The organism is Rosenbergiella nectarea, from assembly GCF_900111105.1.
GTDB classification, from domain to species: Bacteria; Pseudomonadota; Gammaproteobacteria; order Enterobacterales; family Enterobacteriaceae; genus Rosenbergiella; species Rosenbergiella nectarea.
Map to the genome: position 1 here is coordinate 1 of NZ_FOGC01000016.1, position 16391 is coordinate 16391.

At 46.1% G+C, this 16391-nt stretch carries 14 protein-coding genes and 1 rRNA gene; 4 read left to right on the top strand and 11 right to left on the bottom strand.

What is annotated here, in order from left to right; all coding sequences use genetic code 11:
* The first annotated feature begins 219 nt into the window (after positions 1-219).
* A 5S ribosomal RNA gene (rrf, locus tag BMX14_RS15065) occupies positions 220-335 on the top strand.
* 178 nt (positions 336-513) lie between these two features.
* Positions 514-1809 (top strand): MFS family transporter, encoded by a 1296-nt coding sequence (locus BMX14_RS15070; RefSeq protein WP_092678187.1) that lies wholly within the window; start codon positions 514-516, stop codon positions 1807-1809.
* 38 nt (positions 1810-1847) lie between these two features.
* Here the strand turns inward: BMX14_RS15070 and pssA are convergent, their stop codons facing one another.
* The 3 genes from pssA to BMX14_RS15085 all read right to left on the bottom strand — a co-directional run bounded on the left by pssA (position 1848) and on the right by BMX14_RS15085 (position 6460).
* On the bottom strand, positions 1848-3203 hold the full coding sequence (gene pssA, locus BMX14_RS15075; protein ID WP_092678189.1) for a CDP-diacylglycerol--serine O-phosphatidyltransferase: 1356 nt from the start codon (positions 3201-3203) through the stop codon (positions 1848-1850).
* A gap of 81 nt (positions 3204-3284) precedes the next feature.
* Positions 3285-5738, bottom strand: a complete 2454-nt coding sequence (locus BMX14_RS15080; RefSeq protein ID WP_092678191.1) for a bifunctional acetate--CoA ligase family protein/GNAT family N-acetyltransferase — start codon at positions 5736-5738, stop codon at positions 3285-3287.
* Positions 5739-5770: 32 nt separating this feature from the next.
* On the bottom strand, positions 5771-6460 hold the full coding sequence (locus BMX14_RS15085) for a tRNA-uridine aminocarboxypropyltransferase (RefSeq protein WP_092678193.1): 690 nt from the start codon (positions 6458-6460) through the stop codon (positions 5771-5773).
* A gap of 162 nt (positions 6461-6622) precedes the next feature.
* On the opposite strand from BMX14_RS15085, the gene BMX14_RS15090 reads away from it, so the two are divergent.
* Positions 6623-7684, top strand: coding sequence for a tRNA/rRNA methyltransferase (locus BMX14_RS15090; RefSeq protein ID WP_092678195.1), 1062 nt, complete (start codon positions 6623-6625; stop codon positions 7682-7684).
* Positions 7685-7747: 63 nt separating this feature from the next.
* On the opposite strand, the gene emrB is transcribed toward BMX14_RS15090, so the two are convergent.
* From emrB to BMX14_RS15125, 7 genes are all read right to left on the bottom strand, one after another.
* Positions 7748-9292 carry a multidrug efflux MFS transporter permease subunit EmrB gene (emrB, locus tag BMX14_RS15095; RefSeq protein ID WP_092678197.1) on the bottom strand — a complete coding sequence of 515 codons (1545 nt, stop codon included), beginning with the start codon at positions 9290-9292 and terminating at the stop codon, positions 7748-7750.
* Positions 9293-9297: 5 nt separating this feature from the next.
* Positions 9298-10467 carry a multidrug efflux MFS transporter periplasmic adaptor subunit EmrA gene (gene emrA / locus BMX14_RS15100; RefSeq protein ID WP_092678199.1) on the bottom strand — a complete coding sequence of 390 codons (1170 nt, stop codon included), beginning with the start codon at positions 10465-10467 and terminating at the stop codon, positions 9298-9300.
* 83 nt (positions 10468-10550) lie between these two features.
* Entirely contained in the window at positions 10551-11081 is a 531-nt protein-coding gene (gene mprA / locus BMX14_RS15105; RefSeq protein WP_092678202.1) for a transcriptional repressor MprA, read from the bottom strand.
* 254 nt (positions 11082-11335) lie between these two features.
* Positions 11336-12313, bottom strand: coding sequence for a glycine betaine/L-proline ABC transporter substrate-binding protein ProX (gene proX, locus BMX14_RS15110; RefSeq protein WP_092678204.1), 978 nt, complete (start codon positions 12311-12313; stop codon positions 11336-11338).
* A gap of 9 nt (positions 12314-12322) precedes the next feature.
* Positions 12323-13399, bottom strand: coding sequence for a glycine betaine/L-proline ABC transporter permease ProW (proW, locus tag BMX14_RS15115; RefSeq protein WP_092678206.1), 1077 nt, complete (start codon positions 13397-13399; stop codon positions 12323-12325).
* Positions 13396-14592: a glycine betaine/L-proline ABC transporter ATP-binding protein ProV gene (proV, locus tag BMX14_RS15120; protein WP_092678208.1), complete on the bottom strand. Its 1197-nt coding sequence runs from the start codon at positions 14590-14592 to the stop codon at positions 13396-13398. The genes proW and proV overlap by 4 nt, the downstream gene beginning before the upstream one ends.
* Before the next feature lie 335 nt (positions 14593-14927).
* Positions 14928-15242 carry a DUF883 family protein gene (locus tag BMX14_RS15125; protein WP_092678210.1) on the bottom strand — a complete coding sequence of 105 codons (315 nt, stop codon included), beginning with the start codon at positions 15240-15242 and terminating at the stop codon, positions 14928-14930.
* 146 nt (positions 15243-15388) lie between these two features.
* Between BMX14_RS15125 and BMX14_RS15130 the strand changes: the two genes are divergently transcribed.
* Positions 15389-15724, top strand: a complete 336-nt coding sequence (locus tag BMX14_RS15130; protein WP_048914136.1) for a DUF2002 family protein — start codon at positions 15389-15391, stop codon at positions 15722-15724.
* Between the two features lie 38 nt (positions 15725-15762).
* On the opposite strand, the gene speG is transcribed toward BMX14_RS15130, so the two are convergent.
* Positions 15763-16317, bottom strand: coding sequence for a spermidine N1-acetyltransferase (speG, locus tag BMX14_RS15135; protein ID WP_092678212.1), 555 nt, complete (start codon positions 16315-16317; stop codon positions 15763-15765).
* Between the last annotated feature and the right edge of the window lie 74 nt (positions 16318-16391).

Here is a 16391-nt window from a genome sequence, read left to right on the forward strand (position 1 = left end):
AGAGATTTATCAGCGCGTTGACAGATTAACGAATAGAAAGGTAAGCGAACACGTTCGTTTATTTAAAGCATTGCGAAGTAAAGAAACGATTAATTTTTATCGTAATCAAGGCGACGACCAAGGGATGTGAAGGAGCATACAGAGGTATGTGACAGAGCAGCACGAGGGAAGTTAACGCCGAGTACGTCAAAAAGGAACGTTTCTAGCACAAAGAATTTGCCTGGCGGCACTAGCGCGGTGGTCCCACCTGACCCCATGCCGAACTCAGAAGTGAAACGCCGTAGCGCCGATGGTAGTGTGGGGTCTCCCCATGCGAGAGTAGGGAACTGCCAGGCATCCAATAAGTCGAAAAGGCCATCCTAACGGATGGCCTTTTTGCGTTGGGCAGCATTTATCCAATGATAAAATATTGATTAAACACTCATCTAGAAAAATCATCCCTTTACTTAGTTTAGCAACCTCTTATTCTGATTAATCATGACATAATACATTGAATAATTGAGGGTTCCTGTAATGAATAGACAAAAGGTGACGTCGTCGATTTCTTCACTTAGTGACATTCAAAGAATCAAGGCTATTTTGGGCGCCTCTTCAGGAAATTTAGTCGAATGGTTCGACTTTTATGTTTATTCTTTTTTCTCCATCTATTTTGCCCATATTTTCTTCCCGCAGGGTGATGCCACAACGCAGTTACTGCAAACAGCAGGGGTGTTTGCCGCGGGCTTTTTAATGCGGCCTATCGGTGGATGGTTATTTGGATATATTGGTGATCGTTTTGGTCGTAAAAAGGCGATGCTAATATCGGTGTATATCATGTGTTTTGGATCGTTAGTGATTGCCTTTTTACCCGGATATAACCAAATTGGCTTATTCGCACCGATACTTTTATTGGTCGTAAGAATGTTGCAAGGTCTCTCAGTTGGCGGAGAATATGGTGCCAGCGCAACCTATATGAGTGAAATTGCCACTGAAGGGAAGAAGGGCTTCTATTCATCTTTTCATTATTTAACCTTAATCGGTGGGCAGCTCATGGCCGTTCTGACTGTAGTGATTTTACAACAGATCCTAGATCATGAGAGTTTACGAGTTTGGGGATGGCGTATTCCTTTTCTAATTGGTGCCGGTTTGGCCATTGTTGCACTATGGTTGAGAAAATCACTCCATGAGACCAGCGATGAAAACCAGCGTACGAATAAAAATTCTGGCAGCTTATCCTACCTTCTACGTCATTATTGGCGACCTTTCATTAAAGTCATCGGTATTAGTGCTGGAGGATCATTGACCTTTTATACTTATACGACTTATATGCAAAAATATCTCATCAATAGCGTTGGGTTAGATGCCAAAACGAGTAGTATGCTAATGACGGGGGCATTATTACTTTTTATGTTTTTACAGCCGATTGCAGGGGCATTATCAGATAAAATTGGCCGTAAAATGTCGATGTTCTTTTTTTCTTCAGGAATAATACTGTTCACCGTTCCCATTATGGTTTACCTAACTGTAGTTAATAGTCTCACCGCAATCTTCCTGTTAATCTCTTTAGCGCTAATGGTCTGTAGTTTTTATACTTCAATTAGTGGATTATTAAAAGCCGAGCTCTTCCCCCCACAACTTCGCGCACTCGGTGTGGGCCTTCCTTACGCTATAGGTAACGCCATATTCGGTGGGTCAGCTGAGTTTGTTGCGTTAGGTTTGAAGCAAAAAGGGATGGAATCGAGCTTCTTTTGGTACGTCACGGCAATGGGGATTATCGTGTTATTAATTAGTATGAGCTTACCGAATAAAAAAGCAGTTGAGAAACTGTAATGAGTTAGGGTTCTGCCAGCAGATGCTGGCAGAATGAGCTACAGTATGCGGCTGATGAGTTTATCGATTCTAATCCGACGTAAACGACGGATCAGTTTACGGATCCGATTAGGGTAATCAGCGATACTTTCTAAGTCATGAAATTGGCGCAAGATAGTGGTGTGCTCTCGGATCAGCGAGAGTTCTTTGCGCTTTTGTTCGGCCAGTTGATGATGAGGATCATGCACTAATATTGCATTCTCAAGGTCTAAGCGCCAAGCTCTAGGGTTTAAGTTATTCCCGGTGAGCAGCATCCACTCTTCATCTACCCAGATACCTTTTAAATGGTAGCTATTAGTACCGTCTTTCCATAAACGAACCGTGAGCTTTTCATTATCGAGATAATATTGCAATCGACTCGCAAAGCGGCGTAAGTTGATTTCGTAAAGGTAGGGCAGTGCGCCGATCACTTTAAAAGGTTCTTCCGGCGGAATGTAGAAATCATTCGCCGTTTTATCTCCGACAATAATCTCAACCTCTTTGCCTTGACGTAGAAGACGAATGATATGTCTAACCAAAATGGCTGGTAAGTTAAAGTAGGGCGTACAAATTACCAATTTCTTTTCGGTCGCGGGCATCAAGTGAAAAATAGTTTGATTAAGAAAACTACGTTTACCTAGACCTGCTAACGGCGTGACGGCCAGTTGTTGTTCGTCAGCTAAATCTTTCAACTCGTAATTGAAGGTTCTCAATTCTTGGCGGAAAATCTTGGTTTCGTTTTTGATCTCAAGACTGGTTGGGCGATCTTTAAGATCTAATCGGTGCACGGCATCGGATTGCTTAAGATTGATGCTAATCCAATCAAACATAATATTTGCAAGCGCTGGGTTTTTCATGATTTGGTAGCGGTCATATCGATAACGTTCTTGCTGTTGAAGGTAAACATTATTGATACTTGCCCCACTATAAATTACCGTCTCATCAAAAATAAAACCTTTCAGATGCAATACACCTAGAGCTTCCCGGGTATTAACCGGAATACCATAGACAGGAATTGCTAGCTCCCCTGCTTGTTCAGCCAGTTTGCAGTACCAATCGGCATTCGTTTCACCCCGCGCAGCGCCGATGCGTCCGCGCTGTGCTCTATGCCAATCGACACAAATACTGATATCAAGCTGCGGATTATTTTGTTTCGCTTGATAGAGAGCAGCCATAATCGATTGCCCAGCCTCATCGTTCTCTAGATAGAGAGCGACCAAGCAGATTCTGTATTGAGCTTGGGCTATTTTTTCCAAAAGCGTGTGGTGAAACTCTGCTGCAGAGTACAAAAATGAAAAATCAGAGATTGATTGCGGCAATTTTGGCAGTTCTGCAAGGTATCGCTGGTGAGAATTCATTTTATTTTTTGGCAACATCGCATTACGCTTCTTCTATTAGGAATCGAAAAACAGGATAAGACTCGGGAACCTTAACTCGACACTATAGCATCAAAAGGGCTAAGAATGGCTATTTTCTATTGGCGATTCTAACGCCAGGCGTAAGCTGACAATACCATCCTCAACACTATTTTTGCAGCGGAAGCCAAGTTGTTTAGCCAGAGCGATCATCCCTGTATTGTTAGGCATAGTAATACCGTTTAGCTGTTTCAAACCATGATCTCGCGTGTAACTGATCATCTTTTCCAGCAGCATTTTGCCAAGCCCTAATCGCTTTAAGTCGGAACGTACTAAAATTGAAAACTCGGCATCAATATTATCACTGTCTGAAATCGCGCGTGTCACACCAATAATCGTATCGATACCGTTTTCTTGGATCACTGCGACAAACGCCATTTCTCGATCGTAATCAATCTGCGTCATATTAGCTAAATCGTCATGGGTGAATTCGTTAATCTCACTGAAATAGCGGTAATAAAGGTCCTCTTTCGTTACTTGACCAATAAAAGCTAATAGCTGTGGTTCATCTTCAGGAAGAATAGGGCGAAATAAGGCTTGTTGCCCATCTTTTAAACTCACCCATTGCTCATATTTCTGTGGGTAGGGGCGAATAGCCAGCCGGTCTTCGCTATCCCCGACAAATGGTTGTAGAGAAAGTTGGCCATCGATTAAAAGTAGTGGCGTCTGTTTACCCACAAAGAGGTCTAGCTGACAGGTGCTAATTTCTGGACAATCAATAATGAGATCAGAGAGCTGAACGAGAAGTTGACTGAGTTGATAGATAGCTTCTGAACGTATTTTCCAGCGCCGAAACATTTTTTGCTGCTGAATACCTTGGGCTATGAGGTGATTAGCCAGCGCCATATTCAGCGGTAACAATGACGTAACGGCATGCCTATCTTCATGCCACATTTCGCTGGGTTCACCCACTAAAATGATCGGACCGAAGAGAGGATCAAGTTGCACCACGATGCGAATCCGTTGTCGATCTTGTTCCTGAACGCCCTCGATTGCGCGTTCTGGTTGCAGAAAACCATAGCCCGCTAAGACACGGTTTAAGTCTGTACCCCGTATCCAAGATGAACCACTGACGACTTGCTGTTGCAAATATTTGCGAACATCAGTACGACCTAAGGGTTGTACTGCTAGTCTTGCCGGAGTTTCTCTCAGCTGTTTCTGGTTGCGATGATAGGCGACGCGGTGCATAAACGCTGTGACAGTTCCTTCAGGAGTCCGCCAAGTGGGGATCCTCGCCTGAGAGAAAATGGCTCGAGCGCCTAGCGAAGAGTATTCCCCGCACCAGTTAGTTAATAAGGTTTTATATTTGGCTCGCGGATGCTGTGTATAAAGCTTCGCTAATTGTTCAGCACACGCACTCGCAGGGGAAACGGCACTCGGCGCATGGATGACCATAATCGCCTCGGCTTCCGGACTATCGAGCAGTATAGCGGTAACGTCTAGATAAAGTTGGGTAGTCGCATCATCCTTCAGATCGAGAGGATTCGTGACAGGAATATTATCGGGTAATCGTTCGCGTAAACGTAGAGCTGTCGAAGGGCTAAGCTGAAGCAAGGTACCTTGGCGTTCTTCCAGTACATCCAATGCTAAAGCCGCCGGGGCAACGCCATTACTCACAATAAATAGTGACTCACCCTTGAAGTGACGCATATGACTTAAGGATTCAACGGCCGAAAATAACTCGTGAGAGTCGTAAACCCTTAGCATTCCTGCTCGCTGAATCGCAGCATCCCAGGTTCCATCGAAGGTCTCTTCGCTGCCGACTAACAGACGTGCAGCACGGCTTCGGCCACTTTTAAACATAACGATGGGTTTATTGCGCGATGCACTACGCGCCGCAGAGACGAAACGACGAGCGTCGTTCAAATGTTCAAGAGCGATTAAGATAGCGTGAGTTTTGGTATCCCGGGCTAGGAAATCGAGTAAGTCATCACTATCGATATCCACACCGTCTCCCAAGGCAATGAACCATGAGAAACCGATTTTCCGCTGTTGTGCCCAATCAAGAATCGTATTGGCAACGGCAGTAGATTGCGCGATAAAAGCAACGTTCCCCCGGGCCACCGGTACAGGAGAAAAGCTGGCATTCAGTTCCTGATGGGGAGCGATTAACCCTAAGCTATTTGGCCCAAGTAATCGCATATTCCAACGAGATACCCGAGCAAGTAAAGCTGTAAAGTGTTCTTTGGATGCCGAGAGGATAATACAGCTTCGGCAGCCTTTTTCCCCTAAGTCGTCGAGAAGTTGTGCGAGATGTCGAGCATGAGTACAGAGGATAGCGAGGTCGGGCACTACCGGAAGCGCAGAAATGGATGGATAGGCCATTACCCCACAGACAGCGGAATAGTTGGGATTGACCGGCAGGATAGCCCCAGAGAAGCCACCGGCTAATAGGTTTTTCATCATGAGATGGCCTGCACGGCCAACTTTTTGTGATGCGCCTATTACCGCGATGGATTTGGGCTTCAATAATGCTTCTAATCCGAGTTGACTCATGGCTCCTCCGTTCGCGGTGGCTGTAAAAATCGTTATTCTTGCCGTGTATGGATAGGGTGATGCGGTTTACCGGCTAAATAGCGTTCCCTAAATAGGGAAAAATGTTGAGATAACTGCTGAGCGGCGGCGGCGTCACCTGCTTGAGCAAGCAGCACCGCGGCAATTTCAGCGGTACAGTGATGTGCTTCGCTGTGCGCTTCCCGTAAGGTATATTGACTTGGCGTCGAAACATTGACCGAGATCACCGGAAAGCTCTCTAACCATGGGCTTTTACGAAACATTTTTCGCGCTTCACTCCAGGTTCCGTCCAGCATGATAAAGAGTGGAGGCTTACCTTCAAGTGGTGGACGATGCAAAATGGTTCTATCGGTTTGCGCATAGCTGGCAGGAAATACCACCATCGGTTGATAATTGCGTGCGATATTTTCAAGAAAATCTTTATCATCAAAGGTGGTCCTCGACCATTGGTAAGCCAAGGTATCCGGTAAGATATCGGCGATCAATCTCCCTGTATTACTTGGCTTCATCGGTTCCGTATCGTACATCATTAGACAGAAGCGGCTACGGGCAGGTTGAGGTTGTATCGTTGAACACAGGCAATTACGCTGAGGTAAGAGACAACGTTGGCAACGGTTTACCCGATTACCGCGCGCAAGAAATGGACGTGTTGCGGCCGCTAAACGTTGTGCTCGGAGTTGTAATACGGCATTACATTGAGTCATAAAAAATCGATACTGGATAAAAAATACAGTTTAATGGAGTTAAGCGGGGGATGCTACGCGATAGCAGTATTTCTGGTAGAGTGATCGTTAATTCACCGACAAAGAAGATAGCTAAGCGAGCAGACATCAGGTAATCTGCGCGCTCAGTAACAGGAGAATGTGATGAACGACGAAAATAAAAGTAAAAGCAGTAAAGTGAAAGTAATGTATGTTCGCGGTGAAGAGGCGACTTCTTCGCGCAGCAGCGGTAATCCGCGGACGGGTAAAGGTGGTCGCTCGTCAGACCGCAAGGCACCGACAGATCGTCGTTCATCATCTCCTCGCCGTGATGACTCTTCTGCACGTCGTAATGAATCTTCATCTCATCGTAATGATTCACCTTGGCGTACCGTCTCTAAACGTCCTACAGAACAGAAAGAGTCTGCGCAAGCACCTAGCGCGGAAGACGGTCTGACGGCAAAAAGTTATATTGATCCGGAACAGCTTCGTCGTCAGCGCCAAGAAGAGACGCGCGTATATGGCGAAAATGCTTGTCAGGCATTATTCCAAAGCCGTCCAGAAGCCATTGTTCGGGCCTGGTTCGTGCAGAGTGTCACCCCTCGTTTTCGCGAGACCTTACGCTGGTTAGCGGCAAACCGTAAAGCCTATCACGTCGTCGATGACACCGAGTTGGCTAAAGCAGCGGGTACAGAGCATCACGGTGGGGTTTGCTTCATCATTAAGAAACAAACGGGATTAGATGTTGCAGCATGGTTATCGCAAGCTGCAGAACAAGATTGTGTGGTGGCATTAGAGAACGTGGGTAACCCCCATAATCTAGGGGCGATCATGCGTAGTTGCGCCCACTTCGGGGCTAAAGCGATTTTAGTTAATGATGCTAACTTACTCGAATCCGGGGCGGCGGTGAGAACAGCAGAAGGCGGGGCTGAGCACGTGCGTGCAGTGACTGCACCGTCATTCCTGCAAGGCCTCGATGCCTTCCGTCGTGCAGGATATAGCATTGTCACGACCTCAAGTCATGAAGGGCAACCTTTAGCCTCTACCACCTTCCCGGCAAAAACCGTCTTCGTTTTAGGGCAAGAAGGGGAAGGGTTACATGAGGATACGTTACGCCAAGGAGATATTAGTCTTTCTATCGGCGGAACCGGAAATATCGAAAGTTTAAATGTGTCAGTCGCTGCGGGTATTTTATTAGGCGAATGGTGGCGTCAACAAAAAGCCTAATAAAAAAGCGCCACGATGAAGTGACCCCCGATAGTTGGACAACCCATTATCGGGGGTTTTTTATTAGTGAGCCCCTCCGCCCCCACCTCCAGAATGAAAAGGGGGTTTGGCGAACCAAATCACCACTAATAGCATAATGAATATCCCGCCAGCCGCCCAAAAAATTTCATTGGCGGAAATAATCAATCCTTGGTCAGTAATTTGCTGAGCAATATAGCTTGAGGCTTGCTGGTGGCTCATCCCCAAGGATTCCAGCTGTTGATAGCTTTGCTGAGCATTAGGATTATAAGCAGTGACGGATTCAGTTAGCTGGCTATGATGCATCGCTTCTCTATTGGTCCACAGCGTGGTGGTAATAGACGTGCCTATCGATCCGCCTAGTGTTCGAATAAAATTTGATAGTCCAGAGGCTGCCGCAATGCGATCTGACGAAAGGCCTGACAAGGTAATGGTTGTTAAAGGCATAAAGAAACAGGCCACCGCAAAACCTTGGATGAACTGTGGCCAAGCGGCATCAGCAAAAGTCATCCCTGGTTCAAAGGTATAGGCGCGCCAATAGAAACATATTGCGTACATGATAAAGCTAAACGTCACCAAATAACGCATATCAATCCGTGGCGCAAAGCGGCCAATGCTCGGGGACAATATCACGGGGAGTATCCCGACCGGAGCAGAAGCCAATCCTGCCCAAGTAGCGGTATAACCGAAGACCTCTTGGAGCAGTTGAGGGAGTAGCACGATGGTCCCGAAATAGAGCATATAAGCTAGGCTAATCGAACCACAACCAATCGAGAAATTCCGCGATTTAAATAACGATAGATCGATAATCGGATGTTCGTCAGTAAGCTCCCAGATAATCAAAATGAGTAAGGCGATGACAGCCACTACCGTTAGGGTGATGATCTCTGTGGAACTAAACCAATCTAACTCTTTCCCTCTATCCAACATGACTTGTAAACAGCCAATCCCTAAGGTCAACATCACTAAGCCGACAATATCGATCGGTTGTTTACGGGTAGGTGTCTCACGCTTACCGAGCGTTTTCAGGGCGAGCAAGACAACGACGATACCTATCGGGACGTTGATGAAAAATATCCAGCCCCAATGATAATTATCGCTGATCCAGCCCCCGAGAATGGGACCACAAATTGGCGCCACAATCACGGTCATCGCCCACAACGACATGGCCATACTTCGCTTTGCTGGCGGGAAGTTGTTGAGTAATAAGCTTTGGGATAAAGGGATTAAGGGACCTGCCACCACGCCTTGTATAACGCGAAAGATGATCAGCATGGTTAAGGTGCTAGACATACCGCAAGCCCAAGAGGCGATAGCAAAAGCTGCCGTCGATGCAACGAATAGCTTCACCTCACCAAAACGGCGCGCCAACCACCCAGTCAGGGGGATCGAAATCGCATTCGCGACGCCAAAAGAGGTGATAACCCAAGTGCCTTGAGTGTTCGAGGCACCCAAGTCACCCGCTATCGTCGGTATCGCCACGTTCGCGATGGTTGAGTCAAGAACTTGCATAAACGTCGCGAGCGATAACGCAATAGTCATCAACACGAGTTGTGCATGTTCTAAAGGCTTTCTCTCGTTAGGAGCCATGGCGGTTACTCTGCATTAGCGTTGATGATTCGCTGAATAATGTGATCCGCTTGCTGCAACTGTAAGGTTAATGCGTCACTCTCATAAGCAGGCGACTTACGCATCACCGTGGCCAGTGCTTGACCCGAAGTATTGCGGACATCTATTGTTACTTGAGTTGAGAGTCCGATACGTAACGGATGTTGCTGAAGATCTTGCGGGTCTAAGGAGACGCGTACCGGTAAGCGTTGTACCACTTTAATCCAGTTACCGCTGGCATTTTGTGCGGGGAGTAAAGAGAAGGCACTGCCCGTTCCCATATCTAAACCGACCACTTTGCCATGATAGGTCACTGCATCACCATAGATATCTGCTGTCACGGTGACAGGCTGGCCAATGCGTACGTCAGCAAGTTGTGTCTCTTTAAAGTTAGCATCCACCCATAATTCTTGGCTGGGGACCACTACCATCAGCGCGCTACTTGGTGTGATTTGTGCGCCAACTTGAACACTGCGGCGTGAGACATAACCATCGATAGGACTGCGAATATCGGTACGCTGCAGCGCTAGCCAAGCATCTTTGAGTGCAGTAGCACTCTGTTGGATAACCGGTTGCTGGTCCAGAGGCGTATTCAAAATCATGGCCTGGTTCGCATTGAGCTGCTGAATGGCAACATCGAGAGAGGCTTTGGCACTGGCCGCGGTATCGCGGGCATGTTGTAACTCTTCTCTGCCAATCAGTTGTCGTTGTGCGAGGGGTTTACGACGAGCCAAATCGGCTTCTGCTTGGGCTAATGCAGTCCGCTTCAACTCGATATTGGCTTGATATTGGCGATTATTAATCATTAATTGTCGCACTTGTCGCACGCTACTGGCTAGGGCGGTTTCGGCTTTATCTAGCGCTTGATTCGCATCGGTTTTATCCAACGAAACCAAGATATCGCCTTTATGCACTAAGTCAGTGTTATCAAACCATACCTTACTCACGCTGCCTGAAATCTGAGGGGATATTTGCACCTGATTTCCGGCAACGTAGGCATCATCTGTATCCTGCTGGTGGCTTAAAACTAAGAACCAATATAGAGCGTAAGCAATCGCGATAATAACGCAGGCGACCAGAAGGAGTATCAGAAGGGGTTTACGTTTTTTCCTTGCTGGCGGAGACGTTGGTGAAGGTGATTTCTCAACGGAAGTCATAACTTAAATCCTGCTATAAAGACTACACATAAAAAAACACTTCAGCTTAGTGAAGTGTATCAATCGAAAGTAATAATAAGTTTTTATTCTTGATCGGAACTCGGCGGAGAGTTTTGCGAAAAAGTATCGAGATGATCGAGTAATTTGCGGTAGATAGATTCCAATTGGTTTTGCTCTTCTGAAGAGAGAATGCCCCATATCGCTTGGAAACTGTCGTACTGTGGAGGCAGTATCTCGCAAAGAAATTCATAGCCAGCATCCGTTAAGTGAAGATGCAGGCAGCGACGGTCGTTATCGCTTTCACGGCGTTCTACCCAACCGCGTTTCTGGAGTTCATCCGCAACGCGCGTTGCATTGGTACGAGAAGATCCCAATGCTGAGCTGAGTTCAGAGGGTTGAATACTCTGGTTGTCACAAGCATCTAAGGTTAATAACGCATTAAAGATGGTGTCATTAAGTCCACGATCCTTGAGCATTTTATTACGATTTTCAAGAAGCTTGGTTTGAATATGCATGTGCAATCGTGTCAACAGCACCACACGCACAGGATAATTGTCGTGGCGAAGCGACAGATTAGATAACATCTTTTCAATTGGTTCGAAAGAACTGTCCAAGTCACACCTCATTTTTACAGCTATGTACTCACTACTCGTTACCGCAACGTGCAGACGAAGGGGAATTACCTAACCGTTAAAGTTGTCATAGATTGAAACTGATTACCAGCGATAAAATAACTAAGATGACTACTACAATGCTAATTATCTAGTCGTGTTACAGCGCGCGATAGTATGAACCAGTTAGTGCGGAGGGTTTGGGCAAAAGATGCATAATAGTAAGGGCCACGACGGGCCCTTGGTAAGAAGGTGTATTAGTGTAAAGCGCTGGTTACCCAGTGATCAAACAAGGCCTGGTGGCTTTTAATCCATCCATCCACATGACGATTAATGTCTGCCTCAGAGCTTTGACCGGCACGCATTGCAGCATTCTCTGCATTGATATCCGCTAACGGGAGCTTCATTTCTGCAAAGAGTTTAGCCGCCGCAGGATTTTTTTCAGCCCACTGTTTATTAGCGATAATATTGATATTGTTGACTTGGAAACCATAATTTTTCCCATTAGGTAATGTGGTATCCGTTTTTTGCGGATCGGCAGAGAAAGGCACCTCTAACCAAACAACCTCCTTACCCGGCTTCAGCACATCGCTGACCCAGAAAGGGGTCCAGGTGTAGTAAAGGATCGGTTTACCTTGTTTGAAACGCGTGATGGTATCAGCCATCATCGCCGCATAGTTCCCTTGGTTATTAGAGACCGTTTGCTCAAGCTGATAGGCTTTCATTTGGTAGGCAATCACGGTATCACATCCCCAGCCGGGCGTGCATCCGGTCAGGTCGGCACGACCATCGCCATTGCTATCAAAGAGTTTAGCGAGTTTAGGGTCTTTTAACTGCTCAATATTAGTGATGTGATATTGCTCGGCAGTCTTCTTATCGATCAAGTAGCCTTGTGCTGCGCCAGTGACATAATGCCCTTCCCGATAAAAGGCCGAATGACCGCCTGCGGCATCGAACATATTCTCTTGTAAAGGCTGCCAGTTGACGGCCATAAACGTCGCATCCCCTTTAGCAATCGAGGTATAACCCACGTTGTAATCCACTTCTTCAGGATCAGAAACGTGGTAGCCTAATTTTTCCAATGCCCGACTAACCAATAAGGTTTGGAAAGTTTCCTCGGTAATCGTGCTTTGAATAGGTTTAACCGTCTTACCTTGTCCAGGAAGATCGCTAGCTTGAGTGCCAATACTGGTTAAGAGGGTAAGGGCAGCAGAAGTAATGAGTAATTTACGCATAATCAGTTCTCAACGGTGAGTGGTTCGACGAAAAGGAGTGGTGAGTAGACCGATGGGGCCGGTTTGATACCAACGCTGGTGGCGCTGATGGCGTTTATCGACGCCGAAGGATTGTGTTAACCGATCGAGGATAATGGCGAGAATAACGATACCGACCCCGCCGATAGAGGCCTGTCCCATATCGAGACGACCAATACCCCGTAGAACCATTTGTCCTAATCCTCCGACCGCGATCATTGAGGCGATGACGACCATGGAAAGTGCCAGCATAAGCGTTTGGTTTATACCCGCCATAATGGATGGCATCGCGATAGGAAGCTGAACCTTACATAACATTTGTCGCGGACTTGCGCCAAAAGATTGGCTCGCCTCGATCAGATCCTCTGGCACTTGCTTAATTCCGAGGATCGTCAGGCGGATAATCGGCGGCACAGCAAAAATAATGGTGACCACCACACCGGGTACATTCCCGATCCCGAATAGCATCACAATGGGGACTAAATAGACAAACGCAGGCGTTGTCTGCATCGCATCCAATAGAGGGCGTACCACTTTTGCGGCACGATCACTCCGTGCTAAAGCGATACCGAGAGGAAGTCCAATTAGGACACAGAAAAATAGCGAGGTGAGGACTAATGCTAGGGTAATCATTGCATCATTCCAGACGCCAATGCAGCCAATAAAAATCAGCGCGACGAACGTGCCTATCCCCATTCGTGCGTTCGTCAGCTGCCATGCGATGCAAGCAAAGAGGATAATCGCCGCGGGAGCGGGAATATGAGTGAGTAACTGTTGAAAACTACTTAAAATATAGTCGACAGGTACCCGTATCCCTTGAAACAGTGGGCGGCAATGCTCAACGAGGCCATTGATACCTACCGTCACCCAGTGGTCGAGCGGAATCAATGTTGAGTGAAACGGATCACTCAACGAGAAAGTGTGATGCTCGACTGGTGCACTATTTAACCAATCGCTCTGATCGGGGGAAGACGAAGAGGGGGTGCTGTTATTTGCCCCGCCCCAAGGGTCGGAACTGGTCGTCGTATCGGAACGAGTGCTCCAAGGGTCGTTAGTCGTAGTGGTCATAGGTTACCGGCCTCCCGATTTAAAGCTTTTAATAGCGTACTTTTTGAAATGATCCCTAAGAATTGCTGTGTCTCATCGACCACAGGCAGGGCGCAGGGCGCATCAGCTACCGGTGTAAACAGATCGCTTAGGGAGGTCGAGGCCTCTACAGGTAAGAGATGAGAAAGATAGGCCTGCTCTAATGGCAGATTCTCCTTGGCCGCACGCTGTAGGCTTTCAGCGGTCACTATGCCGGCATAGTGCTGCTTATTGAGGACATAACCATAATCGCGGTCCTGATCGGTCAGCAATTTCAAAGCCGATTTCGGCCCTAAGCCCGTGACACGGTGAATGATCGAGCCGGTGGCCGGCTTCGCAATATCTTTTGCACTGAAGACCTGACTGATATCGACCCCGCGGAAGAAGGTTTCTACGTAGGCATTAGCGGGTTGGTTGAGGATCTCATCAGGCGTTCCAACCTGTACGACCTGACCGTTTTGCATAATAGCAATACGATCACCAATGCGCATTGCCTCATCTAAGTCGTGGGAGATAAACACTATTGTGCGTTGCTGTTTTGATTGCAGTTTGACCAGTTCATCTTGCATCTCTGTACGAATGAGCGGGTCGAGGGCTGAAAAGGCTTCATCCATCAGGAGAATATAGGGATCGTTGGCGAGCGCTCTGGCCAGACCGACACGCTGCCTCATTCCACCTGAAAGCTGGTCAGGCCAGGATGAGGCATATTTTTCTAATCCAACTTGGCGAAGGGCTTCTAATGCTTTACTCAGTCGCTGTGATTTTTCAATGCCAGCTAAGGTCATGCCAAAAGCGGTATTATCTAGCACTGTCATATGAGGCATCAGAGCAAAGGATTGGAAGACCATACTGATTTTTGTCCGGCGTATTTCACGCAGCGTTTTGTCAGAAACTTGCGCGATATCTTGACCGTCGATAAGCACCTGCCCACGGCTAGGGGTAATCAAACGGTTGAGTAATCTGACCAGTGTCGATTTACCCGAACCGGATAACCCCATAATCACAAATATCTCGCCTTCGTGAATCGTGAGGTCCACATTGTTAACACCAACTGATAAGCCAGTTTTATCGAGTATGCTTTCTTTATCGTAACCTTGTTCGAGCAACTTATAGGCGCGCTCAGGGTTACCCCCAAAAATTTTATGCAAATTTTTGACTTGGAGTTTTATTGTCATGTTTACTGTTATTTCCTGATATTGTTTATTTAATCATTGAGTTATAAATATTTCCATTCTTATTAGATAAGTAAACCTATCACACTGAAACGCTTTAACAACCTTTTTATGCAGCATTGAATGCATATATATGCATTGATTTGGGATTTTTCCTAGGCATGACAAGTGGTTAGGGAAAATTGTTTCAATAAATAAATTTAATCAAAATATGCATAGCTAATAATTATCATGCTAAGCAAATAACGGGCCAGGAGGGGGGGAGTGGTGAAAAAAATGCAAAAAAAAACCAGCGGTTGAGCGCTGGTTGATAGCGGTTTATTTTGCGCGTTAACGCATTATTTACGCGACAGTAATAGACCGAATACGAAGCCTACCGCTGCGGTAACGCCTAAAGCTGAAGCGGGGTTATCTTGAACCCACTGCGTCGCTTGGCAGCCAGAGTCACATAAGTTTTCTCGAAGTGATTTCTTACCTTTGTTGAAGGTGGCACGTGTTTTCTTCAAGAGGCGCTCTGCATTACTGCGCGCTTCGTCGAACCCTTCTTTGGCATCGTCACCATAAGAGTTCAGTAGAGCCTCTAGGGAATCAGCTAATTCTTGTACGTCGGCATTATCTTCTGGTAAATCATATTGTTGTAATTTCTTAGCCATCATATTCTCCAAGATTTGAATTCGTGTTAATAATTATAGTCAGCTTTTTATATTTGTATAATCTTAGAGAAAATTCCGAATGATCTGAACTACAAGCTTGTTGGGCTAGGATAAAGTTCGCTGATAAAAAATTAAGGGGTTTTTATATGTATTTACGACCGGATGAAGTGGCTAAGGTATTAGAAAAAGCGGGATTTGAAGTCGACGTGGTAACGCCAAAAACTTATGGTTATCGCCGCGCCGACCATTATGTTTATGTAAATCGTGAAGCTCGCTTGGGAAGAACGGCATTAGTCATCCATCCTACCCTTAAAGAGCGTAGCCAGAATTTCGCAGAACCGACATCCGATTTAAAAACTTGCGATCACTACAAAGAATTTCCGCTCTATCTTGCCAGTGACAATCAAGAGCATTATGGAATACCTCATGGGTTTAGTTCGCGTATTGCCTTAGAACGTTACTTATGCAGCATGTTTGGCTAAATAAAGGTTCATTATCTTAGCGGTATCTAGCTATATCGCTATTGTGCGGTAGGCGGTAATAACGACTGATTGTCATTACCGCTGTGAAATTTCGCCAAATATTGAGGCTGAAAAATACACATTCTTAAGGTGTCACGGTAGGTGCCATTGATAAAGAACTCCTGTTTTAAAATCCCCTCTGTTTCAAAGCCTAATTTCGAATAAATATGGATCGCTTTTTCGTTTTCTTTATCAACAATCAAATAAAGCTTATAGAGATTCAGTACAGAAAATCCGTAATCCATTGCGGCACGCGTTGCCTTATTGGCTAATCCTTTACCTTGATGATCAGGGTCGATGATAATTTGAAATTCTGCCCGCCGATGGATATGGTTAATTTCTACTAGCTCCACCAGTCCGGTCTTTTCACCTTCATGCTCGACCACAAAACGACGTTCGCTCTGATCATGAATATGTTTATCGTAGAGATCGGAGAGCTCGACAAAGGCTTCATAGGGCTCTTCAAACCAATAGCGCATCACGGTAGCATTATTATCCAGTTGATGAACAAAGCGAAGATCTTCACGTTCTAAAGGACGAAGTTTAATAGTCATATTGAGGCCTTATATAAGGAAATCTGAAAGAGTATCGTAACGTCTGTTTCACTATTTCTAAGTTGGCACAGGCT

Excerpts from the sequence above, each read along its gene's own strand:
- BMX14_RS15070 (WP_092678187.1), top strand. The coding sequence starts at position 514 with ATGAATAGACAAAAGGTGACGTCGTCGATTTCTTCACTTAGTGACATT.
- pssA (WP_092678189.1), bottom strand. The coding sequence starts at position 3,203 with ATGTTGCCAAAAAATAAAATGAATTCTCACCAGCGATACCTTGCAGAA.
- BMX14_RS15080 (WP_092678191.1), bottom strand. The coding sequence starts at position 5,738 with ATGAGTCAACTCGGATTAGAAGCATTATTGAAGCCCAAATCCATCGCG.
- BMX14_RS15085 (WP_092678193.1), bottom strand. The coding sequence starts at position 6,460 with ATGACTCAATGTAATGCCGTATTACAACTCCGAGCACAACGTTTAGCG.
- BMX14_RS15090 (WP_092678195.1), top strand. The coding sequence starts at position 6,623 with ATGAACGACGAAAATAAAAGTAAAAGCAGTAAAGTGAAAGTAATGTAT.
- emrB (WP_092678197.1), bottom strand. The coding sequence starts at position 9,292 with ATGGCTCCTAACGAGAGAAAGCCTTTAGAACATGCACAACTCGTGTTG.
- emrA (WP_092678199.1), bottom strand. The coding sequence starts at position 10,467 with ATGACTTCCGTTGAGAAATCACCTTCACCAACGTCTCCGCCAGCAAGG.
- proX (WP_092678204.1), bottom strand. The coding sequence starts at position 12,313 with ATGCGTAAATTACTCATTACTTCTGCTGCCCTTACCCTCTTAACCAGT.
- proW (WP_092678206.1), bottom strand. The coding sequence starts at position 13,399 with ATGACCACTACGACTAACGACCCTTGGAGCACTCGTTCCGATACGACG.
- proV (WP_092678208.1), bottom strand. The coding sequence starts at position 14,592 with ATGACAATAAAACTCCAAGTCAAAAATTTGCATAAAATTTTTGGGGGT.
- BMX14_RS15125 (WP_092678210.1), bottom strand. The coding sequence starts at position 15,242 with ATGGCTAAGAAATTACAACAATATGATTTACCAGAAGATAATGCCGAC.
- BMX14_RS15130 (WP_048914136.1), top strand. The coding sequence starts at position 15,389 with ATGTATTTACGACCGGATGAAGTGGCTAAGGTATTAGAAAAAGCGGGA.
- speG (WP_092678212.1), bottom strand. The coding sequence starts at position 16,317 with ATGACTATTAAACTTCGTCCTTTAGAACGTGAAGATCTTCGCTTTGTT.